The 22,018-nt window shown below is 54.9% G+C and carries 21 protein-coding genes; 16 read left to right on the top strand and 5 right to left on the bottom strand.

Annotated elements, in window-relative coordinates:
• The first annotated feature begins 4 nt into the window (after nucleotides 1–4).
• The 7 genes from miaA to Q4501_RS16725 all read left to right on the top strand — a co-directional run bounded on the left by miaA (nucleotide 5) and on the right by Q4501_RS16725 (nucleotide 7,601).
• Entirely contained in the window at nucleotides 5–1,003 is a 999-nt protein-coding gene (miaA, locus tag Q4501_RS16755) for a tRNA (adenosine(37)-N6)-dimethylallyltransferase MiaA (protein WP_303597428.1), read from the top strand.
• Nucleotides 1,004–1,037: 34 nt separating this feature from the next.
• Nucleotides 1,038–1,289 (top strand): RNA chaperone Hfq, encoded by a 252-nt coding sequence (gene hfq, locus Q4501_RS16750; RefSeq protein WP_072796627.1) that lies wholly within the window; start codon nucleotides 1,038–1,040, stop codon nucleotides 1,287–1,289.
• Nucleotides 1,290–1,406: 117 nt separating this feature from the next.
• Nucleotides 1,407–2,705, top strand: coding sequence for a ribosome rescue GTPase HflX (gene hflX / locus Q4501_RS16745; protein ID WP_303597404.1), 1,299 nt, complete (start codon nucleotides 1,407–1,409; stop codon nucleotides 2,703–2,705).
• 79 nt (nucleotides 2,706–2,784) lie between these two features.
• Nucleotides 2,785–3,978, top strand: a complete 1,194-nt coding sequence (gene hflK / locus Q4501_RS16740) for an FtsH protease activity modulator HflK (RefSeq protein ID WP_303597403.1) — start codon at nucleotides 2,785–2,787, stop codon at nucleotides 3,976–3,978.
• A gap of 2 nt (nucleotides 3,979–3,980) precedes the next feature.
• Nucleotides 3,981–4,856 carry a protease modulator HflC gene (hflC, locus tag Q4501_RS16735; protein WP_303597402.1) on the top strand — a complete coding sequence of 292 codons (876 nt, stop codon included), beginning with the start codon at nucleotides 3,981–3,983 and terminating at the stop codon, nucleotides 4,854–4,856.
• 180 nt (nucleotides 4,857–5,036) lie between these two features.
• Nucleotides 5,037–6,218, top strand: a complete 1,182-nt coding sequence (locus Q4501_RS16730; protein ID WP_303597401.1) for an ATP phosphoribosyltransferase regulatory subunit — start codon at nucleotides 5,037–5,039, stop codon at nucleotides 6,216–6,218.
• Between the two features lie 87 nt (nucleotides 6,219–6,305).
• Nucleotides 6,306–7,601 carry an adenylosuccinate synthase gene (locus Q4501_RS16725; protein WP_303597400.1) on the top strand — a complete coding sequence of 432 codons (1,296 nt, stop codon included), beginning with the start codon at nucleotides 6,306–6,308 and terminating at the stop codon, nucleotides 7,599–7,601.
• 69 nt (nucleotides 7,602–7,670) lie between these two features.
• Here the strand turns inward: Q4501_RS16725 and cmoB are convergent, their stop codons facing one another.
• The 4 genes from cmoB to Q4501_RS16705 are packed head-to-tail and all read right to left on the bottom strand — an operon-like array spanning nucleotide 7,671 to nucleotide 10,857.
• The gene (cmoB, locus tag Q4501_RS16720) at nucleotides 7,671–8,663 is read right to left on the bottom strand and encodes a tRNA 5-methoxyuridine(34)/uridine 5-oxyacetic acid(34) synthase CmoB (RefSeq protein ID WP_303597399.1); all 993 of its coding nucleotides are present in this window, start codon (nucleotides 8,661–8,663) and stop codon (nucleotides 7,671–7,673) included.
• Between the two features lie 27 nt (nucleotides 8,664–8,690).
• Complete coding sequence (gene cmoA / locus Q4501_RS16715; protein WP_303597398.1) at nucleotides 8,691–9,446, bottom strand: carboxy-S-adenosyl-L-methionine synthase CmoA; 756 nt, start codon at nucleotides 9,444–9,446, stop codon at nucleotides 8,691–8,693.
• Nucleotides 9,439–9,825 carry a kinase gene (locus Q4501_RS16710; protein ID WP_303597397.1) on the bottom strand — a complete coding sequence of 129 codons (387 nt, stop codon included), beginning with the start codon at nucleotides 9,823–9,825 and terminating at the stop codon, nucleotides 9,439–9,441. The genes cmoA and Q4501_RS16710 overlap by 8 nt, the downstream gene beginning before the upstream one ends.
• A 30-nt stretch (nucleotides 9,826–9,855) precedes the next feature.
• Nucleotides 9,856–10,857, bottom strand: coding sequence for a serine/threonine protein kinase (locus tag Q4501_RS16705; protein WP_303597396.1), 1,002 nt, complete (start codon nucleotides 10,855–10,857; stop codon nucleotides 9,856–9,858).
• Between the two features lie 23 nt (nucleotides 10,858–10,880).
• On the opposite strand from Q4501_RS16705, the gene Q4501_RS16700 reads away from it, so the two are divergent.
• On the top strand, nucleotides 10,881–12,149 hold the full coding sequence (locus tag Q4501_RS16700; RefSeq protein WP_303597395.1) for an NAD(P)/FAD-dependent oxidoreductase: 1,269 nt from the start codon (nucleotides 10,881–10,883) through the stop codon (nucleotides 12,147–12,149).
• A gap of 11 nt (nucleotides 12,150–12,160) precedes the next feature.
• On the opposite strand, the gene Q4501_RS16695 is transcribed toward Q4501_RS16700, so the two are convergent.
• Nucleotides 12,161–12,616 carry a ComF family protein gene (locus Q4501_RS16695; RefSeq protein ID WP_303597394.1) on the bottom strand — a complete coding sequence of 152 codons (456 nt, stop codon included), beginning with the start codon at nucleotides 12,614–12,616 and terminating at the stop codon, nucleotides 12,161–12,163.
• 329 nt (nucleotides 12,617–12,945) lie between these two features.
• On the opposite strand from Q4501_RS16695, the gene bioB reads away from it, so the two are divergent.
• From bioB to Q4501_RS16655, 8 genes are all read left to right on the top strand, one after another.
• Nucleotides 12,946–14,004, top strand: coding sequence for a biotin synthase BioB (bioB, locus tag Q4501_RS16690; RefSeq protein ID WP_303597393.1), 1,059 nt, complete (start codon nucleotides 12,946–12,948; stop codon nucleotides 14,002–14,004).
• 61 nt (nucleotides 14,005–14,065) lie between these two features.
• Nucleotides 14,066–15,241: an 8-amino-7-oxononanoate synthase gene (gene bioF, locus Q4501_RS16685; RefSeq protein ID WP_303597392.1), complete on the top strand. Its 1,176-nt coding sequence runs from the start codon at nucleotides 14,066–14,068 to the stop codon at nucleotides 15,239–15,241.
• A 30-nt stretch (nucleotides 15,242–15,271) separates the two neighbouring features.
• Nucleotides 15,272–16,132 (top strand): malonyl-ACP O-methyltransferase BioC, encoded by an 861-nt coding sequence (bioC, locus tag Q4501_RS16680; protein ID WP_303597391.1) that lies wholly within the window; start codon nucleotides 15,272–15,274, stop codon nucleotides 16,130–16,132.
• Nucleotides 16,125–16,817, top strand: coding sequence for a dethiobiotin synthase (gene bioD / locus Q4501_RS16675; protein WP_303597390.1), 693 nt, complete (start codon nucleotides 16,125–16,127; stop codon nucleotides 16,815–16,817). Before bioC ends, bioD begins: the two co-directional genes overlap by 8 nt.
• Before the next feature lie 51 nt (nucleotides 16,818–16,868).
• Entirely contained in the window at nucleotides 16,869–17,114 is a 246-nt protein-coding gene (locus tag Q4501_RS16670) for a flagellar basal body rod C-terminal domain-containing protein (protein WP_303597389.1), read from the top strand.
• Nucleotides 17,115–17,209: 95 nt separating this feature from the next.
• Nucleotides 17,210–17,878, top strand: a complete 669-nt coding sequence (locus Q4501_RS16665) for a putative metalloprotease CJM1_0395 family protein (protein ID WP_368497920.1) — start codon at nucleotides 17,210–17,212, stop codon at nucleotides 17,876–17,878.
• A 317-nt stretch (nucleotides 17,879–18,195) separates the two neighbouring features.
• Complete coding sequence (locus Q4501_RS16660; RefSeq protein WP_303597387.1) at nucleotides 18,196–19,995, top strand: acyl-CoA dehydrogenase C-terminal domain-containing protein; 1,800 nt, start codon at nucleotides 18,196–18,198, stop codon at nucleotides 19,993–19,995.
• Between the two features lie 202 nt (nucleotides 19,996–20,197).
• A complete protein-coding gene (locus Q4501_RS16655; protein WP_303597386.1) occupies nucleotides 20,198–21,994 on the top strand; it encodes an acyl-CoA dehydrogenase C-terminal domain-containing protein in 1,797 nt (598 codons plus the stop codon).
• Nucleotides 21,995–22,018: the final 24 nt, after the last annotated feature.

Genomic DNA, 22,018 nt, shown 5'->3' with positions numbered 1-22,018 from the left:
TCTGATGGGGCCTACAGCGTCTGGTAAAACAGATTTGGCCATGGCGCTTTGCGAACAACTGCCTTGTGACATCATCAGCGTAGACTCAGCGATGATCTATCGCGGGATGGATATAGGCACGGCCAAGCCCAGTGCGGATGAGCTGGCACACGCACCGCACCGGCTGATCGATATCTGCGACCCCGCAGAAACCTATTCCGCTGCTGACTTTCGTAGGGATGCGCTGGTTGAAATGGATCTGGTCGCCAGGGCAGGCCGTATTCCATTGTTAGTCGGCGGAACCATGATGTACTTCAAAGCGCTTTTACATGGAATGTCTGGGCTGCCTTCTGCCAGCCCCGAACTTCGTAAAGCCCTGGAAATGGAGGCCGATGCGAAGGGGTGGCTTGCCCTCCATGAAGAGCTGCTGGCCAAAGATCCTATAGCAGCAGAGCTGATTCACCCGAATAATCGCCAGCGTCTCCTGCGAGCCCTGGAGGTGATTCGCCTGACAGGCCGACCGATTTCCTCGTTCTGGGAAGCGGAGAGCAGCCAGCCGCAGCGGCAAGAGGCAGGCCAACAAGGCATTAAGGATTACACCTACTATACTAAATGGCAGGCAGACGAAAGTTTATCGCTTCCGTATACTGTAACGCAGTTAGCTGTGGCGCCCTCAGATAGGCGGGTGCTTCATGAGAGGATACATACGCGCTTCCTCAATATGCTGGAAGCGGGCTTCCTCGACGAGGTTCGGGCACTGATGGCCAGAAGTGATTTATATCCGGAACTTCCGTCCATGCGCTGTGTCGGTTATCGACAGGCATGGAGCCATTTGGCCGGTGCTGATGATTATGACGCATTTGTAAGTAAAGGTGTCGCAGCCACTCGTCAGCTTGCCAAACGGCAGCTCACGTGGCTTCGAAAGTGGTCGGATTTGAACTGGTTGGATAGCGAAGACGGTTTTATCGCTGAGGCAGCCTTGAAAAAAGTCAGACTTCGCACCACATTGAATTCAGAATATTGACGATCTGCATTTACCAATAAACAGGAGAACATACATGTCAAAAGGGCACTCACTACAAGACCCTTACCTCAATGCCTTACGCAAGGAACGCATTCCGGTTTCCATTTTTCTGGTTAACGGCATCAAACTGCAAGGGCAGGTAGAGTCTTTTGACCAATTTGTGATTTTACTGAAAAATACCGTCAGCCAGATGGTTTACAAGCATGCAATCTCTACTGTCGTTCCTGCCAGGAATGTTCGCATTCCCCAGCAGAACCCGGCGGAAGATGGTGAACCTGAAGACTGAACCAATTCAGTTTTCCAGCATTGTCACCCGCGCCCCTGACGAGCCTTCTGGCTCCGATGGCCGCGGGTGTTTGTTTTTAAGAGGATAACAGCCTGACTGTTTCGGAGTTGATACCCATTGTTTGAACGCCCGGATGTAGGTGAGCGAGCGATACTCGTGCACATCGATTTTACGTCCCATGACGGCTCGGAAGATCCGGATGAATTCCGGGAGCTTGTGTCATCGGCCGGAGTTGAGTCGGTTGGAATTGTAACCGGTTCCCGTAAGCAGCCCAGCCCAAAGTTGTTTGTTGGGGAAGGCAAGCTTGAGGAAATTCGCGATGCGGTAGCGCTGCACGATGCCGATGTCGTTCTGTTCAATCATGCTCTGAGGCCCAGCCAGGAGCGAAATATTGAACATGAGCTCAAATGCCGTGTGTTGGATCGAACGGGCGTTATTCTGGATATTTTTGCTCAGCGTGCTCGCACGCACGAAGGCAAATTGCAGGTAGAGTTGGCGCAGCTTGAACATATGTCGACGCGCCTGATACGCGGCTGGACACACCTTGAGCGGCAGAAAGGCGGTATTGGTCTGCGTGGCCCGGGTGAGACCCAGCTGGAAACCGACCGCAGGTTGCTGCGCGAGCGCATCAAGTCCATTAACAAGCGGCTTGAGAAGGTTCGCAGCCAACGTAATCAGGGTCGTCGGGCGCGCAAGCGCGCTGATATTCCTACGGTATCTCTGGTAGGCTACACCAACGCCGGAAAATCCACTCTTTTCAACCAAATTACCACGTCCTCCGTATATGCTGCGGACAAGTTGTTCGCGACTCTGGATCCAACCATCCGGCGTTTGGAACTTCCGGATATCGGGGCGGTCGTAATGGCGGATACGGTGGGTTTTATCAGGCATCTGCCGCACAAACTGGTTGAAGCCTTCCGGGCAACTCTCGAAGAGACCACGGAAGCTACCATTCTGTTGCACATTGTTGACTGTCACGACAGCCGTCGTGACGAAAATATTGAGCAAGTTGAGGAAGTGCTGGCGGAAATTGGTGCCGACGAAATTCCTGTGCTTCAGGTGTTCAATAAAATCGATTTGTTAGATGATTTTGCGCCTCGGGTTGAGCGCAACGAAGAGGGTGTGCCTGTCCGAGCCTGGGTTTCGGCTGTTACAGGCGAGGGGCTGGATGGGCTCTACGATGCCATCGTCGAGAGACTGGCTGAAGACGTTGTACACCAATTTGTTTTGCTCGGGCCTGCCGATGGCAAGCTCCGGGCGCTCCTGCATGAGGCAGGTTCGGTGCTGAGTGAAGAATACCGGGAAACCGGGGATACGGTACTCGAAATCCGACTGCAACGCCGGGACTGGCTGCAATTGCTGAGCCGTGCGGGCGTGAATGAAGAAACAGTGCGCCTGGATGACGGGCACGCCTGAAACCATAGCAGCTATTGCCGGGGCGATGATAAGTCCCTAGTATTTGCAACCATTCGACACGTTAGGAACGGAGAGCACTATGGCCTGGAATGAACCGGGTGGAAACCGCAACGACAATGACCCATGGGGAACTGGTGGTGGTCGTCGCGGCAATGATCAGGGACCACCAGACCTTGATGAGGCACTGAAAAAAGGCCTCGACAAACTGAACAAAATGCTGGGTGGTAAAGGCAAGAAATCCGGAGGCGACGGCGGCAACAGTGGCGGCGGTTCAGGTGCAGCAGGCAGCTTTGGTGCGGTTCTCGCACTCGCAGCTATTCTTGTCGTGGGTTACGTGATTTTTCAGTCCTTCTATACGGTAAACGAGCAGGAGCGCGCTGTTGTGTTGCGGTTCGGCGAGTTTTCCAAAACTGAAAACCCCGGCCTGAGATTCAAGGTGCCTCTGATTGATGATGTCACCAAGGTATTGGTCACAAGTGTCAGAACTGCCCAGTCCAGCGGCCAGATGCTGACCCAGGACGAGAATCTGGTAACGGTTGACCTTCAAGTACAGTACCGGGTCGGCGATGCACGTGACTATGTGCTGAATGTCAGGGACTCAAACCAGGCTTTGGCTTTCGCAACAGACAGTGCTCTGCGCCACGAGGTTGGCAGTTCGACGCTGGATGACGTGCTCACAGAGGGGCGGGCTGAACTGGCTGTTCGGGTTGAACAACGTCTCCAGGGCTTTCTTCAGGAGTACGAAACTGGTCTTCAGATTGTTCGGGTTAACGTTGAAAGTACCCAGCCGCCACCAGCTGTACAGGACGCTTTCCGTGAGGTTCAGCGAGCTCGTGAGGATGAACAGCGTGTGAAGGAAGAAGCGGAAACCTACCGTAACAAGGTTGTTCCGGAAGCCCGTGGTCAAGCCCAGCGCATGATTGAAGAAGCCAGCGCCTATAAAGAAGAGGTTACCGAAAGGGCTCGCGGTGAAACCGCACGTTTCCTCGAGTTGTTGGCGGTTTATCAGATGGCGCCGAATGTAACCCGTGAACGCATGTACCTGCAGACACTGGAAACGGTTCTGTCTAACAGCAGCAAGATTCTCGTGGATACCGAAAGCAGTGGCAACATGATGCTTCTGCCGTTGGATCGCATGACTCAGGGCGCTCTGCCACGCAGCGGAAACCAGTCTTCCAGCAGCGGTAGCGATATGGATATCCAGACGGTTACAGACCAGGTTATCCAGGAAATTCGAACCAGGCAGGACACTAATACCCGGAGGAGCAGATAATTATGGGACCTAAAAGTGTAGTGGGTCTTGCAGGCGCTCTTATCGTTGTCCTGCTGGTACTTTCGAGCGTTTACATTATTCCGGAAACCCATCGTGGGGTAATGCTGAGATTTGGTGAGTTGGTTGAGACCGACATCAAGGCTGGCATTCACTTCAAGGTGCCGGTCATCGATCAGGTCAGGGAGTTTGATATCCGGCTTCTCACCATGGATCTGCCTTCGCGGCAGTATCTGACGGTTGAGAAGAAACCGCTGGATGTTACCTCCTACATCGCCTGGAAAATTCGGGATGTGGACCAGTTCTACCGGGCCACAGGTGGAGACGAGTTCCGCGCTCAGTCGCTTCTGTTGTCCCGGGTGGATAATGGCCTGCGAGATGAATTTGGTGTCCGTACCATGCATGAGGTGGTTTCAGGTCAGCGCGACGAACTGATGCACACTCTGCGTGACCGCGTTAATGAAACGTCCGTCAAGGAATTTGGTATCGATGTGATAGACATCCGTGTCAAGGCTATCGAGTTTCCGGGGCAGGTCAGTGAAAACGTTTATCGCCGTATGGCTACTGAGCGTGAAAAACTGGCGCAGGAGTTCCGCTCCAGGGGACGTGAGTTGGGCGAAGGCATTCGCGCTGATGCCGACCGTCAGAAAACGGTTACCCTGGCGGCAGCATTCGCATCCGCAGAAGAAACGCGAGGCGAAGGCGATGGCGAAGCGGCCCGTATCTACGCGGAGGCCTACGGCTCCAATCCGGAGTTCTACAGCTTCTACCGTAGCCTGCAGGCTTACAGGAACACCTTTTCCAGCAAAGACGACGTAATGGTTATCGACTCCAACAGTGAATTCCTGAAATTCATGAAGGATTCGAAGGGCGGAAGCTAAAACTCGCCCTGCACGCCTGAAAACCGGAATACCTTGGTATTCCGGTTTTTTTGTGCGCGCCAACAGTGTAAAATCCCTCAGGTTTTGGTTCGGGTTTCTCTGCCCCGAATGTCACCCTACAAATCTGCATACTTCTTCTGAACCACTGACAGGAGTGTGCGGGATGGACTACGGAATCTCATGACAGTATCTGATCGCTGGTTACTGCCGGACGGGGTAGAAGATATTTTGCCGCCCCTGGCCGGACAGATAGAATCCCTGCGCCGGGATGTAATGGATACCTGCCAGCGCTGGGGCTACCAACTGGTAATTCCTCCGCTTATCGAATACCTCGAATCCCTTTTTACCGGCACAGGACATGACCTGGAGTTGCAGACCTTCAAGCTGACTGATCAGCTGACGGGGCGCATGATGGGTGTTCGTGCCGATATGACGCCTCAGGCTGCGCGCATTGATGCTCACACTCTGGGTCAGGAGGGAGTTACTCGTCTCTGTTATGCCGGGCATGTGCTGCATACCCGTCCGAAACATATGCTGACGGGGCGTACGCCGATTCAGGCGGGTTGTGAGCTGTTTGGCAGTGCCTCTGAATCTGCGGATCTGGAAGTGATCAGCCTGATGCTGGAGGCCCTTCGCGTTGCCGGCCTCCCGAGAGTCCATCTGGATCTGGCTCATGTGTCCATTTACGAAAGCCTCATTGGTGAAGCCGAATTTGATCGTGATACCAGTGCGGCTATCTTTGACGCTATGGCGCGGAAGTCTGTACCCGAGTTGGACAGGCTTCTTGGTGACTGCCCGAGTGGGTCGGCGGGAGCGAGGCTTCGTGAGCTTGCTCGCGTCAGCGGCGGTCCGGAAGCGCTGGCTGAGGCACGTCGAATACTGAGTGGTGCGTCAGATAACCTCAGCGCGGCGCTGGATCAACTGGGTCGGGTTGCAGAGATGCTGGAAAGAGACTTCCCGGAAGTCAGCTTTGGTTTCGATTTCTGCGAGCTGCGGGGATACAACTACCACACCGGTCTGGTGTTTGCGGCTTATGTCCCTGGTCATGGCGACTCAGTGGCAAAAGGTGGCCGTTACGACGCCATTGGCAGTGATTTTGGGCGTGCCCGCCCGGCTACGGGGTTTAGCCTGGATATTCGGGCTCTGGTCGCTCTGGGTAAACGTTCGGTTTGTCGCAGCAAAGCGGTTTGGGCGCCTGCAGACAATGATGTAGCGCTGGAACAGGCCGTCTCGGAACTACGGATGACCGATGTCGTTGTCCGGGCGCTACCAGAAGACAGCGGGGTGAATCCCTTGACCCGGGGGTGTGATCGGAAGCTGGTAAAACAGGGTGATCATTGGGTCGTTCAGTCGCTCAGCTGAAGTCGGCGAGTTGTTACGAACGTGTGAAAGTACATTTGCCAAATTTGCAAGACGCACGCCATGCCGTGTGCGCATTGAGAGATAATCATGGGTAAAAACGTTGTTGTGCTGGGCACCCAGTGGGGTGATGAAGGCAAGGGTAAAATCGTCGATCTTCTGACTGAAAAAGTCGGAGCGGTAGTTCGTTTTCAGGGCGGCCACAATGCGGGCCACACTCTGGTAATTGACGGCAAAAAAACGGCTCTGCATCTGATTCCCTCAGGCATTCTCCGGCAAAACGTTCAGTGCCTGATTGGAAACGGCGTGGTTTTGTCGCCGGAGGCTCTTCTCAAGGAAGTCCGTGGGCTGGAAGCCTCTGGTGTAGCGGTTCGCGACCGTCTGCGTATCAGTCTGGCATGCCCGATCATACTGCGCACACACGTGCGAATTGATCAGGCCCGTGAACGCGCGAAAGGAAACGACAAGATCGGTACCACTGGCCGGGGCATAGGTCCGGCTTATGAAGACAAGGTTTCACGCCGCGGAGTTCGTCTTGGTGATCTCCACAGCCCGGCAGACTTTGAAGTGAAGCTGCGGGAAATCATGTCCTATCACAACTTCGTGCTGACCGAGTACTTCAAGGAAGAAGCTGAAGATGTCGATGCGGCTCTGGAAGAGCTGATGCAAATGGGTAAAGAAATCCTGCCGATGGCAGCGGATGTTACCGACTTGCTCCATGACTATCGCAAGCGTGGTCAGGATATTATGTTTGAGGGCGCCCAGGGCTCATTGCTCGATATAGACCTGGGAACCTATCCGTATGTAACCTCTTCCAATACGACTGCTGGCGGCACAGCTACGGGCTCTGGTTTCGGTCCTCTGTATCTGGATTATGTACTTGGTATTACAAAAGCCTATACCACTCGCGTGGGTTCTGGCCCGTTCCCCACTGAGCTTTTTGATGACATGGGGCAGCATCTGGCGGTGAAAGGCAACGAAGTCGGTACTACAACCGGTCGCTCACGCCGTTGTGGCTGGTTTGATGCAGTTGCTCTTCGCCATGCTATCCAGATCAACAGTGTATCCGGCATTTGTCTTACCAAGCTGGATGTTCTTGATGGGCTTGAAACCGTGAAGGTTTGCGTGGGCTATAAAACCCCAAAAGGTGAAATCACCCGTCCACCGATCGGTTGCGACAGCTATAAGGATATTGAGCCGGTATATGCAGAGTTGCCGGGCTGGAACGAAAGCACATTCGGGCTGACTGAACTCGATCAGTTGCCGGAAAATGCTAAAGCCTATATCCGTTTCCTTGAGCAGCAGATTGAAGCGCCAATCGATATTATTTCAACCGGCCCAGACCGCATTGAAACGATTGTACTGCGTCATCCTTTTGGCTGCTAAGCGCTAAGAGAAGGGAAAACCCGCTCTGCCAAATCGGCACAGCGGGTTTTTTGTGCTCTTTTTTTATGTTCAGGGTTTCTCAGCAATAATCGTGGCCCGCTTTGGCCCGGGATAACCTTCGATGGTTTTTGTGGGATCATCCGGGTCCAGAAAGTCATGAAGCGAATTGAAACGCATCCAGTCTGTGCTGCGCTGCTCGTCAGTGCTGGTTACCGAGACATCCACAACGCGGGCGTTGCGGAATCCGGCCCGGTCCAGCCACCTTAGTAAAGTGTCACAGCTCGGTAAAAACCATACGTTGCGCATCTGCCCATAGCGGTCCTCAGGCATCAGGCTGTAACCTTCCGGCCCATCCACGATCAGAGTTTCGAGTACCAGTTCACCACCCCTGCGTAAGGTGCCTTTGAGCTCCAGCAGGTGATCGAGGGGTGACCGGCGGTGGTAGAGCACGCCCATGGAGAAGGTGGTATCAAAGGCTTCGAGCCCTTGAGGGAGGTCTTCCATGCGTATCGGTAATAGATCCACCGGAGACTCAGGCAAATAGCGTTTTACGCTGAGAAACTGGAACATGAACAGTAATCCCGGATCTATACCGATTGCCCGCTCAGCGCCTTCACCCAGCATGCGCCAGCAGTGGTATCCGGAGCCACACCCCACGTCCAGAATGCGGCGCCCCTTAAGGTCAGAAATATAAGGTGAAATCCGATCCCACTTCCAGTCGGAACGCCATTCGGTATCAATGTGGGTGCCGAAAAAATCGAAAGGGCCCTTGCGCCAGGGCATAAGCCCCCTGAGTCCTTTCTCAAGGTCATCCTGTTGGTCAGGGTTCAGGGGAGCCGCTGAGCGAAGCGTAATGGAGGAGGTGTTGAGCTCGGCGGTTGTTTCGGCAATGACAGGGAGGCTGCCCAGGGCTGTTTGCCAGCGGCCAAGGTCACCGTGGGGATTATCCTCAAAACGGCGGCTTAGCTGGGCTCTGATTAGATCTGCCCAGTCGCTTTGGCCGGTATCGTCCAGTTCAGTCAGGAGCTGTCTGAAACAGGTTTTCCAGTCAAAATTCGGCATGTTCTCTGGTCGCTCTCCGTATAGGGTTCAGTCGGCCTTGATCGCCAGCATGGATACGAAGTTGAAGCACTGATACCAGACCAGAACACGGTCAAACCCCGCCTCTTCAAGGCGCTGCTTGTGTGCATCCAGTGTTTCCGGAATCAATACCTGTTCAATGGCGCTGCGCTTCTGACTGATCTCCAGGTCCGAATATCCATTCGCACGTTTGAATTCATGATGAAGGCGTGTCTGAATGGCCTGTTCTTCCTCTGAGTCGAAGCAGATTTTTTCCGAAAGGATCAGGACGCCTCCAGGCCGGGTAGCCGCAGCGATTTTACTTAACAGGCTGCTTCGCTGCCCCGGCGGAACAAATTGCAGAGTGAAATTCAGGGTCGTTACGGATGCGTTGGTAAGTTCCGTCTCCTGAATGTTCTCGCAGCGAAGGCTGACCGGCTGGGCGTGATCATCGAGGGCTATGTAGTGCTCGCAGCGCTCGATCATTGCTTCTGAGTTATCAACACCCACCAGAGAACAGCTGTCAAACGAAATGCCGTGGCGCATGGCCAGGGTTGAGGCGCCAAGAGAGCAGCCCAGGTCATAACAGTTGGAGTTGGCCTGGGCATACTGTTCGGTGATGACTTCGATCATCGGTATGATCGTGGTGTATCCGGGCACGGAGCGACGGATCATATCCGGGAATACGCGGGCAACCGCCGCATCAAACCGGAAGTCTTCAGGCTGTCGTTCGGTGGCGAAAAGCCGGTCTGTCTGCTGTTCTGGAGAGCGGTCGGTCTTACTCATCGCTGGCAGGGTTCTCTTGTTGATCCGGTGCATCATGTTGCGGTACGACCGCCGGGGCCGTGGCTGTGGGCCGGTAGCAGCGTACACCGCGGTTTTTGTAGTCGACAAGGATGCCACGGAAAGATGGGTCTATATCAGCAGCGATAGCCAGGTACCCGTTTTCACAAGCGGCGTGGAGCTCGGAGGCCTTGGGTGACATGCGGAAGCTCTCGCCCGGCGTTATATGGATCGCCTGAAAGTCGCCAACAGGCACATGATCCTTGTTGTCCGAATGCTTGATGTTTCCGCTGACCTCCAGCACCAGTACGGTACCGACAATAGTGACCAGAGCGGTCACAAAAAGGCTTCGGATGGTGTAACGGGCCTCGTTCTGGCTCATGCCTACCTCAATTTAAACGTGAGTGAATATTCAGTATTGACCGGGGAGTGCTATGGAGGGCGCCTGCAGAGCAGCTAACTGCTCTCTGAGGGACAGCACCTGATCTGACCAGAATCTGGGCTGGGCAAACCATGGGAAAAATCGCGGAAACGCAGGATCATCCCAGCGCTTTGCAAGCCACGCACAATGGCTGATCTGCCGATAACAGCGCAAAGGCTCAATCAAATGCCTCTCTCGACGATTGTAATCCCGGAACATTTCATAGCCTTCCAGTAACTCGCCCAGCTGCGCGCCACGCTCGCTATCCTCTCCATTCAGTAGCAGCCACATGTCCTGGATGGCGGGGCCGGAACGGCAATCGTCCAGGTCCACGAAGAGCATCTGCTCATCGCGGCACAATATATTACCGGCGTGGCAGTCTCCGTGCAGTCGCAGTGTTTCAACTTCTCCGGCATCTTCCATCCGGGCGCGACAATGGTTCAGTAAGTCCGGGATCAGGCTGTCCCAGGCTGGCCGAAGGTCCTTAGGAATCCAGTTTCCTTCAAGTAATAGTTGGTTGCTCGCTTCAATGCCGTCCAGGGGTGAGAGAGCGACACGATGTTGAAATGGCTTCAGGGCGCCGATGTTGTGAATCTGGCCGAGCCACTGTCCCAATCGGTAGAGGGTGTCGGTAACACTGGTATCAGGTGCCTGGCCGCCACGCTGATCGAACACCGCGAAGAAAAAGTCACCATGCTTGCCGAGTGTATCGCCGGATGGCATTAGCAGCGGTGCGACAACAGGGATATCGGCGGCGAGCAATTCCAGAGTATATTCGTGCTCTTCCCGTATTTGCTCTTCGGTCCAGCGACCGGGACGATAGAACTTGGCAATCATGGGGGCGCCTTCGTCCAACCCTACTTGATAAACCCGGTTTTCATAGCTGTTCAGAGCAAATAGCCGGCCACTTACCGCAAAACCAACCTCTTCCATGGCATCCAGAATGACATCCGGTGTCAGGGCATCGTAGGGGTGGGGAGAGGCGTTAATCATAAAACGAAGCCAGGCTGGTAAATTTGGCCCCAAGTATACCTTCTTGGCAGTGCTCTCGTAATGCGGGAACGGGATGTTTCCATGGGTTCCGGCCCGGCGGGTATTGGGGTACCTTAGGCTTCAACGGTTTTCGGCTTCCGGAAACTGGCTGTCGGCAATCAAAAAGGCAACAGGAATATCACGTGACAAGCGATCTTCTGGAAGTGGATACCCTTGTGATCGGAGCCGGCGTTGTCGGGCTTGCAGTGGCGCGGACACTTGCCCGGTCAGGCAGGGAAGTGATTGTTCTCGAGGCAGGAAGTCGTTTCGGTGAAGGCATTTCTTCACGTAACAGTGAAGTCATCCATGCCGGAATCTATTATCCACAGAACTCGCTGAAAGCCCGTCTTTGCGTGGAAGGTCGCAGGCAACTGTATGACTTCTGTGAAAGCCACCAGGTAGGCTACCGTAAGTGCGGAAAGTGGGTAATAGCTACCAATGACGCGCAAAATCGTTTGCTTGAAGGGATTCAATCGCACGCTGCAGCCAATGATGTCCCGCTTTCCCTTGTGGGTGGCAAGGACGTTGCGCGGCAGTTACCGGGCGTCCGGGTAACTGCGGGGCTCTGGTCGCCGGAAACGGGCATTCTGGATACCCATGGCCTGATGCTTGCGCTACTGGGTGAGCTGGAGGATGCGGGGGGCTCACTCGCATTGCACTCCCCGGTCGAGCGGATTGAATCGGCGGGTGACTATCATCTGCTCCAGGTTGCCGGCGCTTCTCCGTGCACACTAAAAGTCCGTAGTCTTGTGAACGCCGCCGGTTTAGGGGCGGTTCCACTGACTCGAAGCTGGTTGGGGTTTCCCGATGAGCAACGGCCCTCCCAATGGCTCGCCAGGGGAGTCTACTTCAGCTACAGCGGGCGCCACCCATTCAGAAACCTGATCTATCCGGTTCCCGAGCCAGGTGGGCTGGGTGTTCATCTTACCCTTGACCTGGCCGGGCAGGCGCGCTTTGGCCCGGACGTAGAGTGGATTGAACGAGAAGACTATTCGGTCGATCCTGAGCGGGTAGGTGGTTTTGCCGCAGGCATAAAACAGTGGTGGCCCGGTCTTGAGGTTGGCCGCCTTCAGCCTGCATACGCTGGCATCCGGCCGAAATTGAAAGACGCAAAGGGCGGTTTTTTCGATTTCAGAGTCGATGGTCCCGATGAGCACGGTGTTCCGGGGCTGGTAAACCTTTTCGGGATCGAGTCGCCGGGGCTGACATCCTGCCTGGCGATTGCCGGCCTGGTAAAGAACAAACTGGCATAACCAAAGCCAGCCTACCCTGGCGTCCTTGCCAGTGCCCAGATCTGAATCTCCTTTGCTCCGGCCTCCCTCAGAGCTGATGCAAGTACCCGCACCGTTGCACCGGTCGTTACCACATCGTCAACGATGGCAACTCGTTCTGGCACCGCTGCACACACTTTAAAAACCCCGCGAAGATTAGCCAGCCTTGCCTCTCTGCTCAGGCCCCTTTGGGCCTGGACTTTATGCACGCGGCGAACGACTCCGGTGTCAACCGGAATGCTTAGCGCCTTACCCAGGCTTTCTGCGATATCCCGGGCCTGGTTGAAGCCGCGTTTTCGACGACGAGCGGGGAACATGGGGGACGGAATTAATATGTCCGGTTTGGCTTCACCGGATTCCAGAATAGCGGTATGCAGGTGCTCTGATAAACCTGCGATCAATGGCCGGGCAAATTTACGTTGGCCGTTATATTTATAGCGGCTGATCATGCTGTCGACCGGATACTGATAGCGCCAGGGTATGAGAGAGCGATCGAACGGCGGTGGTGACTGCAGGCAGTCGCCACAAAGAGTACCGGCTCCCGGGAATGCCAGCGGCAGGGCACAGCAGTAACAATGCCATTGGTTAACCGGGAGGTCAGCCTTGCAAAGGTGGCATAAGCCGTTGCCAGCATTGGCGGAAAGGCAACCAACGCATAGGCCTTTGGTGTTATCTCTGTTAACCCAGGTTGACTTTAGGGTTGACAGCCGATGCAGTCCCTTTATCATCTGATTCATCCGTAAACCAAGCGACCGAAAAAGGTTAACAGGACTTCTGCATGACTGCCACATCGATACGCCACGACTGGACGCTCCAGGAAGCACGGTCACTTTTTGAACTGCCCTTTAATGATCTTCTGTTTCGTGCCCAGTCGGTGCACCGGCAGCATTTTGACCCTAATGAAGTTCAGGTCAGCACCTTGCTGTCGATTAAAACCGGAGCCTGCCCGGAGGACTGTAAATACTGCCCCCAAAGCGGTCACTACAACACCGGTCTGGAAAAGGAAAAGTTACTGGAACTGGAGAAAGTGGTTGCGGAAGCCCGCGCCGCAAAGGAAAAAGGCGCTTCGCGTTTCTGTATGGGCGCTGCATGGCGCAGCCCTGCAGAGAAGGATATGCCCTATGTGCTGGATATGATCCGGCAGGTGAAATCTCTGGGTCTTGAAACCTGCATGACACTGGGCATGCTCAAGCCCGAGCAGGCGGACGAGCTTGCGACGGCAGGGCTGGATTATTACAACCACAACCTTGATACGTCCGAGAAATACTACAGCCACATTATTACAACTCGCACCTACCAGGATCGGCTGGATACGCTTGATAACGTTCGCAACGCAGGCATGAAGGTGTGTTGTGGCGGCATTATGGGTATGGGTGAGGAGGAAGATGATCGGGTTGGTTTGCTGGTTCAGCTCGCAAACCTGCCACATCACCCGGAAAGTGTGCCGGTGAACATGCTGGTAAAAGTGAAGGGCACACCTATGGAGAATGTGGACGATCTGGATCCGTTTGAGTTTATTCGCGTTCTTGCAGTAGCTCGCATCATGATGCCAGCTTCCCATGTGCGTTTGTCTGCGGGTCGGGAGACGATGAACGAACAGATGCAGGCGCTGTGTTTCCTGGCGGGTGCCAATTCAATTTTTTACGGCGAGAAATTGCTGACGACTTCGAACCCGGAGGCGGATGCGGATATGGCGCTGTTCCGCCGTTTGGGTATCAGGCCCGAGCAGCGGGAGCAATGCGTGTCTGAAGCGCAGAATGAAGAGACGATTGTCGGGGCCCTGGAGCAGGAAGCAGCGCGGCATTTGTTTTATGACGCCACCCGAGAATCTGCCTAGTTTGTATTGGTGCAAACAACCGGCAGCCATATACACCTGTGACTTCTCAGGATAATCATTCGTGCGCGATTTCTTCGCTGAACTGGAACAACGAAAGCAGGCGGGTCTGTACAGGACTCGCCGGCGAATTTCTGGCCCGCAGAAACCAGTTTTAACGTCCAACGGTAAGCAATTACTTTCGTTTTGCAGTAATGACTACCTTGGCCTGGCCAATCATCCTTCAAGTATTGAAGCGCTCCGGAATGCCCTGCCAGAGACAGGGCTTGGTGGTGCGGCTTCGCATCTCATCTGTGGCCATCATGATGCTCACCATCTGTTGGAGGAGCGCCTTGCTGCCTTTACCAGCCGCAGTTCGGCGTTATTTTTCTCCACTGGTTATATGGCCAATATGGGTGTGATTTCTGCACTGGCGGGGCGTGGGGACACGATTTTCTCGGATCGCCTGAACCATGCCTCAATTATTGATGGCTGTGTCCTGAGCCGGGCAAAGGTGCGCAGGTATGCACATGGAGACGTGTCGACACTTGCGACCATGCTTGCTGAGACGTCCGGCCACAAGCTGGTGGTTACCGACGGCGTGTTCAGTATGGATGGGGATGTGGCCCCTCTGGTTGAGCTATCTTCGGTTTGTCGGGAGCACGGTGCCTTGCTTGTGGTGGATGATGCGCATGGTTTTGGGGTTCTTGGGCCGCATGGGCAGGGAAGCCTGGCGGAGTTCGGGTTGTCTGAAGAAAATGTGCCGATCCTCATAGGAACTCTGGGGAAGGCCGCAGGTACCAGCGGGGCGTTTGTGGCTGGTCCGGCACTATTGATGGACTACCTGGTGCAAAAGGCCCGTACCTATATTTACACCACGGCGATGCCTCCGGCGTTGGCGCTGGCAACCTGTGCCAATCTTGACCTGATTGAACAGGGTGACGAGCGACGAACTCACCTGCAGAGTCTGATTGGGCGGTTCCGAAAAGAGGCTGTTGGCCTGGGGTATGAACTCATGCCCTCGTATACGCCTATTCAACCCATCATGATTGGTGACAACCATGTGGTTCTGGCGCTAAGCCAGGCTCTTGAAGAGCGTGGGCTTCTGGTGACGGCGATCCGGCCCCCAACGGTGCCCGAAGGTGAGGCGCGCTTGCGGGTTACGTTTAGTGCTGATCACTCCTGTGGAGATCTGGACTATCTGATGCAGGCGCTGTGGGAATGCCGATATCTTCTGGATAGCAGGAGTACAGTTTTGTGACGATCCCTCGAAGGCTCGAGTGCCCAAAAAATGATTGACGCGTACCTGGCCAGCAAAACCGATATAGCTCGTGGATTTGGCACTGCACGGGCCACCTATGAGAGCGTATCCCGGTTGCAGCGCCTTATGGGCAACGCTATGTTCGAGGAGCTTCAGCAGCCCTCGGCTAGCCAGAACAATCTGCCTTGCCATGTATTGGACCTTGGCTGCGGTACAGGTTGGTTTACTCGCAAGCTGGTCGGGCTTGGGTGTGTCGTATCCATAATGGGTATGGATCTTTCGCCCGGCATGATTGATCATGCCGGCGCAAGTTCCCCTTCAGGCATCGACTGGGTTGTTGGAGATGCCGAATCGATTCCTCTGCCGGATCAGAGCTGCGACCTGATCTTCAGCAATCTCATGATTCAGTGGTGTACTGACCCTGCCACGGTGTTGAGAGAGTGCCGGCGGGTTCTCAGGCCGGGAGGTCGCCTGGCGATTTCAACGCTTCTTGAGGGTACTCTTTGGGAGCTTGATCAGGCGTGGAATCAAGCGGACCCTGGTCAGAAGCATATAAACCGGTTCGAGCCTGAGGCGGCGTTTCGGGCGGCTGTATCCCGTGAGTTATCGGAAGCGAAAATCGAGACAAAAACTCTACGCTTACCCTATTCCTCGCCACTCGCCTTGGCAGCAGAGCTGAAGCAACTGGGGGCGGGTTATAAAGCGGCGAACAGACGCATGACGGTCACAGCTCCAGGCCGTTTGCGGGCTATGTGCCGGAATTACCCGGTAGAGCCTGAGGGTGGCTTTGTGGCCAGCTATGAGGCTGCATGGGTTTACTGGTCAAGCCCGGATATCAACGACAAGACGCAAATTGACACGAGGATGGGGCAAACCAGCTTATATGGCTAAGAAAACGTTTTTCGTGACTGGCACAGACACAGGGGTAGGGAAAACCATGGTGTCTGCTACGATTCTCGAGGCCGCGAAAGCGGCTGGCAGGCGTACACTGGGCATGAAGCCTGTCGCCTCTGGTTGCGAGAAGACACCGGAGGGGCTGCGCAATGAAGATGCATTGATTCTCCAACGGGTGACCACAGAATCCCTGGCCTATGATCTTGTGAACCCCATTGCGTTAGCTCCTGCCATCGCACCTCATGTTGCCGCTGAGCAAGCTGGAAGAGTCATTTCGGCGGATCGCCTGGTGGGCTTCTGTCGGGGTTTGCAGATGCGCCCGGCGGACCTTTTGCTGATTGAAGGCGCGGGTGGCTGGCGAGTGCCATTGAACGAACGGGAAACATACTCGGCTGTGCCCAGGGCGCTTGGTGTGCCGGTTATTCTTGTTGTTGCCCTCAGGCTTGGGTGCATTAATCAGGCACTGCTGACCGCGGAGGCTATTCGAAACGATGGATTGGTATTGGCCGGTTGGGTTGCGAACCATGCAGAATCCGCAGCAATGAGCTGTGAGCAGGAAACACTGGATTATCTCATGAAGCATATCCGGGCTCCTTGCCTGGGTGTGATGCCCTGGGTTAAAGGTGCTGAGCCGACAACCCTGAGTGGCTGTCTTGGTATTGATGTGCTGTTTGAAAATTGACCAGTAGTGTGGCCTAATGGTGTCAATTAATGGTCAGGGGAAGTGGCAGTCATGATCAATAATACGCTCGCTATTGGCATCCAGGGTATTCAGGATGGTATGTACGGCATGGAAAATGCCGCTCGTAAAATCGCTCGCGCTGGCGTTGATGGCCCTCAGGGTAGTGCCGACAGCGGGAGCAGTCTTATTGAGCCGATTGTCGATCTCAAGCTTTACGAACGTAGCGTCGAGGCGTCTGCCCAGGTAGTAAAAACTGCCGATGAGACGCTCGGGTCACTTTTAGATATTATGGTCTGAGTTCTGAATCCTTGAACTCACTTTCGTCCCTCCCTCCCGTATCGACATTCATCTCCCAGTCCCCTGTTGTCCGTGAGCCGCGTGGTGCCGGCAATGTGGATAGTGAATCGCCCGTGGAGACCGGTAACCGGGCGGTTCGCGCTGCAGACGAAAGCGAAGCTACGGGAACAAACCGCAAGGCAGGTGAGCCGCCAACCTCCGACAAAGAGGTCGGTGGGCTGAATGAGGCGGAGCTGAAAGAGTTATCCGAGCTCAAGGCAAGAGATCGCGAAGTGCGTGCCCATGAAGCAGCGCATCAGGCGGTGGGAGGCCAATACGCAGGCAGCATGTCGTTTACGTATCAGCGTGGCGCAGACGGCGCCCAATACGCGGTAGGTGGAGAAGTGTCCATTGATGTTTCTCCTGTTAACGGCGACCCCCAGGCAACCATCGAAAAAATGCGTGTGGTTCGCGCAGCTGCAATGGCACCTGCGGAACCCTCAGGCCAGGACCGCGCAGTCGCGGCCCAGGCGATGCAGACCATGCTGCAGGCTCAGTCTGAACTTGCCTCAGAACAGGGTTCCTCCAACTCTGAGGGGGAAGTGTCAGCCCGCGTTGATGACGGTGTATCTTCTGATTCCCGTGATAGTTCCAGTGCGTCGGAAAGCTCTGCTGAGCAACTGTCCAGAGCCAGCCAGCAGGCCCGTAGTATCTATCAGGATATCGCCGGTTTCGTGCCAGAACCCATCTCCGGTAAAGACGGGTTTCTACCCATTTCAGTCTGATTTGATCACTTGTCAGCCTTTGGGCTGGCAGGCAACTTTCGTTTAAACCCTATTGAGGATTCGCAGCCGGTCACCGCCCGTCGAGGCGCCATTGGTGGCTTGTGTGTGCGTTTTGAATACACCCGGGAAATCTGCGTCGGTGCCCAATTCCTGCACAAATTATTCGCCCGGCTATTGACAATTCCGTGCCTCTAAACGTATGTTTCAAACAAGTGTTTAATTAATGCTGCAGCACACTAGGCTGCGGTGTCTGAGCAAACCCAAGGCCACAAGCTGTTATTTCTTTTCAGCCAAGACCGAAAACCGAGGTGGTTTACATGCCTGAGTACAAAGCGCCCCTGCGTGATATCAAATTCGTAATGAACGAGCTGCTCGACAGCGAGACCCACTACGCCAGTCTGGAAGGCGCGGAAGACGCAACTCCGGATATGGTTGATGCCATTATTCAGGAAGGTGCGAAGTTTGCTGAACAGGTACTGTCCCCACTGAACACCGTTGGTGACAGGGAAGGCTGCACCTGGAGCGAAAACGGTGTAAAAACACCGACAGGCTTCAAAGAAGCATACAACCAGTACGTTGAAGGCGGCTGGCCGGCGCTTGCTGCAGACCCTAATTACGGTGGCCAGGGCCTCCCGAGTTCGCTTGGTATTGTCATGAGCGAAATGAATGGCACATCAAACTGGTCCTGGGGCATGTACCCGGGCCTCAGCCATGGTGCGATTAACACGCTTGAAGCGCACGGCACTGAAGAGCAGAAGCAGACTTACCTTACCAAAATGATCAGCGGTGAGTGGACTGGCACCATGTGCCTGACTGAAGCTCACTGTGGTTCGGATCTAGGCACTCTGCGCACCAAGGCAGAGCCCAACGCAGACGGTTCCTATAGTATCACCGGCACCAAAATCTTTATCTCGGCCGGTGAACATGACCTGACCGACAACATCGTTCACGTTGTTTTGGCACGTTTGCCAGGCGCACCAGAAGGTACCAAGGGCATTTCCCTGTTCATCGTACCCAAGTGCTTGCCCGCGGCAGATGGCTCTGCCGGAGAGCGCAACGCGGTATCCTGTGGTTCTATCGAACATAAGATGGGTATCCATGGCAACGCTACCTGTGTCATGAACTTTGACGGTGCCAAAGGTTGGCTGATCGGGCCAGAGAACAAGGGCCTGAACTGCATGTTCACCTTTATGAATGTCGCCCGTATTGGTACGGCCATTCAGGGCCTCGGCGCTGCGGAGCTGGGCTTCCAGGGGTCACTGGCCTACGCCAAAGACCGTCTGGCCATGCGTTCCCTGAGTGGCGCCAAGAATCCGGAAGGCATTGCAGACCCGATTATCGTTCACCCGGACGTTCGTCGCATGCTGCTGACCCAGAAAGCCGTCGCAGAAGGCGCACGTGCACTGATCTACATGACTGCCCAAAAAGCCGATCTGGTTGAGCGTGGCAAGTCAGATGAAGAGCGTAAAGAGGCCGATGAGTTGCTTGGCTTCCTGACCCCGATTGCCAAGGCGTTTCTGACCGAAATTGGCTATGAAGCGGCTAACCTGGGAATGCAAGTGTTTGGTGGCCACGGGTTTATCTCCGAGTGGGGAATGGAACAGAATGTTCGTGATTCCCGCATCGGCATGATCTACGAGGGTACTACCGGCATCCAGGCGCTGGATCTGTTGGGTCGTAAAGTATTGATGACCCAGGGCGAGTCTCTGAAAGGCTTCACCAAGCTGGTTCACACCTTCTGCAAAGAAAACGCTGACAATGAGCAGATGAAGCCGTTCATCGAGCCGCTGGGCGCGATCAACAAGGAGTGGGGCGACCTGACCATGAAAGTGGGCATGACTGCCATGAAGAACCGTGAAGAAGTCGGTGCCGCGTCTGTTGATTACCTGATGTACTCTGGCTATGCGGTATTTGGCTACCTTTGGGCTCGTATGGCGAAGATCGCCCAGGAAAAACTGGCAGAAGGTACTACGGAAGAGCTGTTCTACAACGCCAAGTTGCAGACTGCACGCTTCTATTTCGCCCGCATGCTGCCGCGCACCAAGACGCACGCTGTGACTATGCTGGCGGGTGCTGACACCCTGCTGGATATGCCGGAAGAAGCTTTCGCGATCTGATTCCGGAAAGCGTTGCTGATTAACCGGCAAAAAAAGCCCGTGCTCTCAGGAGCCGGGCTTTTTTCATGAGTTACGGCCGGGTTTGAGTTAGAATGTGCGCCAATAAAATATAACAACCCCGGACACACGGACCGAGCAGGTGAGCTGGCTTTGCACTGCTGCCATCTGCACAGACAGACTGTTATGAAATTGGAGAGTTTTGATGGCTGATTATCAGGCACCATTGCGTGACATGCGTTTTATCCTGAACGAAGTTTTTGATGCTCCGGCACTTTGGGCATCATTGCCAAAGGTCGCTGAAAACGTGGACCCCGAAACCGCAGATGCGATCCTTGAAGAAGCCGGCAAAATTACGAGTGGCGTGCTGGCACCCCTGAACCGCGAAGGGGACGAGCAGGGCTGCAAATGGACCGAAGGCGAAGTAACTACGCCAGATGGTTTTAAAGAAGCTTACCAAACGATTGTAGAAGGCGGCTGGAACGGCCTCGGTGGCAACCCCGAGTTTGGTGGTATGGGCATGCCAAAAACGCTGGTTGCCCAGTTTGAGGAAATGCTACAGGGCGCGAATATGGCGTTTGGCCTGGCCCCCATGCTGACCGCCGGTGCCTGCCTCTCATTGGATGCCCATGGCAGCCAGGAACTGAAGGAAAAGTACCTCCCCAATATGTACTCGGGTGTCTGGTCCGGTGCAATGGATCTGACGGAGCCGCACGCAGGAACTGATCTGGGTATCATCCGCACGAAAGCTGAACCCAATGGCGATGGCTCGTTCAATGTGACTGGCACCAAGATTTTTATAACTTGGGGCGATCACGACATGGCGGAAAACATTATTCACCTCGTACTGGCCAAGTTGCCCGGCGCGCCCAAAGGTCCCAAGGGTATCTCTCTGCTCCTGGTGCCCAAGTTCATGGTGAACGATGATGGTTCGCTGGGCGAGCGTAACAGTCTGAGCTGCGGCTCCATCGAGAAAAAGATGGGCATCAAAGGCTCTGCGACCTGCGTAATGAACTTTGACGGAGCCAAAGGCTGGCTCGTGGGTGAGGAGAACAAGGGTCTGAACGCCATGTTCACCATGATGAACTATGAGCGTCTGGGCGTAGGTATCCAGGGTATCGGCGCTGCAGAAGCTTCCCTGCAAAGCGCCCGGGAATACGCCATGGAACGTATTCAGAGCCGCGCCCCTACCGGCGCGCAACAGCCTGATAAAGCGGCAGATCCAATTCTGGTACACCCGGATGTGCGCCGCATGCTGTTGACGATGAAGGGCTACGTCGAAGGCGGTCGCGCCTTCTCAACGTATGTGGCGCAGTGGTTGGACATCTCCAAATACGCTGATGCTGCTGAACAGGATCGTCGCACCCACGCTGAAGGCCTGGTTGCGCTGCTGACGCCGGTTGCAAAAGCATTTCTGACAGACCGCGGCCTGGATACCTGCATCATGGGCCAGCAAGTGTTTGGCGGCCACGGGTTTATCCGTGAATGGGGCCAGGAACAGTTGGTTCGTGACTGTCGCATTACCCAGATCTACGAAGGCACCAACGGCATTCAGGCACTGGATCTCATGGGGCGCAAGGTGGTTGGAAGCCAGGGTAAGCTGTATGAGTTGTTTGCCGAGGATATGGCCGCCTTTATTGAGGAAAACAGCGGCGAAGAGAGCTTGCGTCCATATCTGGAACCGCTTGCTGCCGCACTCGAACGCCTCTCGGACGTCACCGAGCACGTTATCAAACAGGCTTCTGACAATCCCGATGCCATTGGCGCGGCTTCAGTAGATTATCTCGACCTGTTCGGGTTGACCGCATTGGGCTACATGTGGGCGCGTATTGTTAAGGCGGCGGCACCGAAAGCCGGTGACGACACCTCCGGCTTCTACAGTGGCAAGCTGAAAACCGCACGTTTCTATTTCGATCGTCTGTTGCCGAAAACCGTTTCGCTTGCAGAGGGTATTCGTAGCGGCAGTGAATCCATGATGGCGCTAACTGCCGAGGAGTTCTGATACCTCCGGCGGAATGAAAAAAGC

It is taken from the genome of Marinobacter sp. 2_MG-2023, from assembly GCF_030546935.1.
Lineage (GTDB): Bacteria > Pseudomonadota > Gammaproteobacteria > Pseudomonadales > Oleiphilaceae > Marinobacter.
This window is presented reverse-complemented; position numbering and strand designations above follow the sequence as displayed.

Excerpts from the sequence above, each read along its gene's own strand:
- miaA (WP_303597428.1), top strand. The coding sequence starts at position 5 with ATGGGGCCTACAGCGTCTGGTAAAACAGATTTGGCCATGGCGCTTTGC.
- hfq (WP_072796627.1), top strand. The coding sequence starts at position 1,038 with ATGTCAAAAGGGCACTCACTACAAGACCCTTACCTCAATGCCTTACGC.
- hflK (WP_303597403.1), top strand. The coding sequence starts at position 2,785 with ATGGCCTGGAATGAACCGGGTGGAAACCGCAACGACAATGACCCATGG.
- hflC (WP_303597402.1), top strand. The coding sequence starts at position 3,981 with ATGGGACCTAAAAGTGTAGTGGGTCTTGCAGGCGCTCTTATCGTTGTC.
- Q4501_RS16730 (WP_303597401.1), top strand. The coding sequence starts at position 5,037 with ATGACAGTATCTGATCGCTGGTTACTGCCGGACGGGGTAGAAGATATT.
- Q4501_RS16725 (WP_303597400.1), top strand. The coding sequence starts at position 6,306 with ATGGGTAAAAACGTTGTTGTGCTGGGCACCCAGTGGGGTGATGAAGGC.
- cmoB (WP_303597399.1), bottom strand. The coding sequence starts at position 8,663 with ATGCCGAATTTTGACTGGAAAACCTGTTTCAGACAGCTCCTGACTGAA.
- cmoA (WP_303597398.1), bottom strand. The coding sequence starts at position 9,446 with ATGAGTAAGACCGACCGCTCTCCAGAACAGCAGACAGACCGGCTTTTC.
- Q4501_RS16710 (WP_303597397.1), bottom strand. The coding sequence starts at position 9,825 with ATGAGCCAGAACGAGGCCCGTTACACCATCCGAAGCCTTTTTGTGACC.
- Q4501_RS16705 (WP_303597396.1), bottom strand. The coding sequence starts at position 10,857 with ATGATTAACGCCTCTCCCCACCCCTACGATGCCCTGACACCGGATGTC.
- Q4501_RS16695 (WP_303597394.1), bottom strand. The coding sequence starts at position 12,616 with ATGATCAGCCGCTATAAATATAACGGCCAACGTAAATTTGCCCGGCCA.
- bioB (WP_303597393.1), top strand. The coding sequence starts at position 12,946 with ATGACTGCCACATCGATACGCCACGACTGGACGCTCCAGGAAGCACGG.
- bioC (WP_303597391.1), top strand. The coding sequence starts at position 15,272 with ATGATTGACGCGTACCTGGCCAGCAAAACCGATATAGCTCGTGGATTT.
- bioD (WP_303597390.1), top strand. The coding sequence starts at position 16,125 with ATGGCTAAGAAAACGTTTTTCGTGACTGGCACAGACACAGGGGTAGGG.
- Q4501_RS16670 (WP_303597389.1), top strand. The coding sequence starts at position 16,869 with ATGATCAATAATACGCTCGCTATTGGCATCCAGGGTATTCAGGATGGT.
- Q4501_RS16660 (WP_303597387.1), top strand. The coding sequence starts at position 18,196 with ATGCCTGAGTACAAAGCGCCCCTGCGTGATATCAAATTCGTAATGAAC.
- Q4501_RS16655 (WP_303597386.1), top strand. The coding sequence starts at position 20,198 with ATGGCTGATTATCAGGCACCATTGCGTGACATGCGTTTTATCCTGAAC.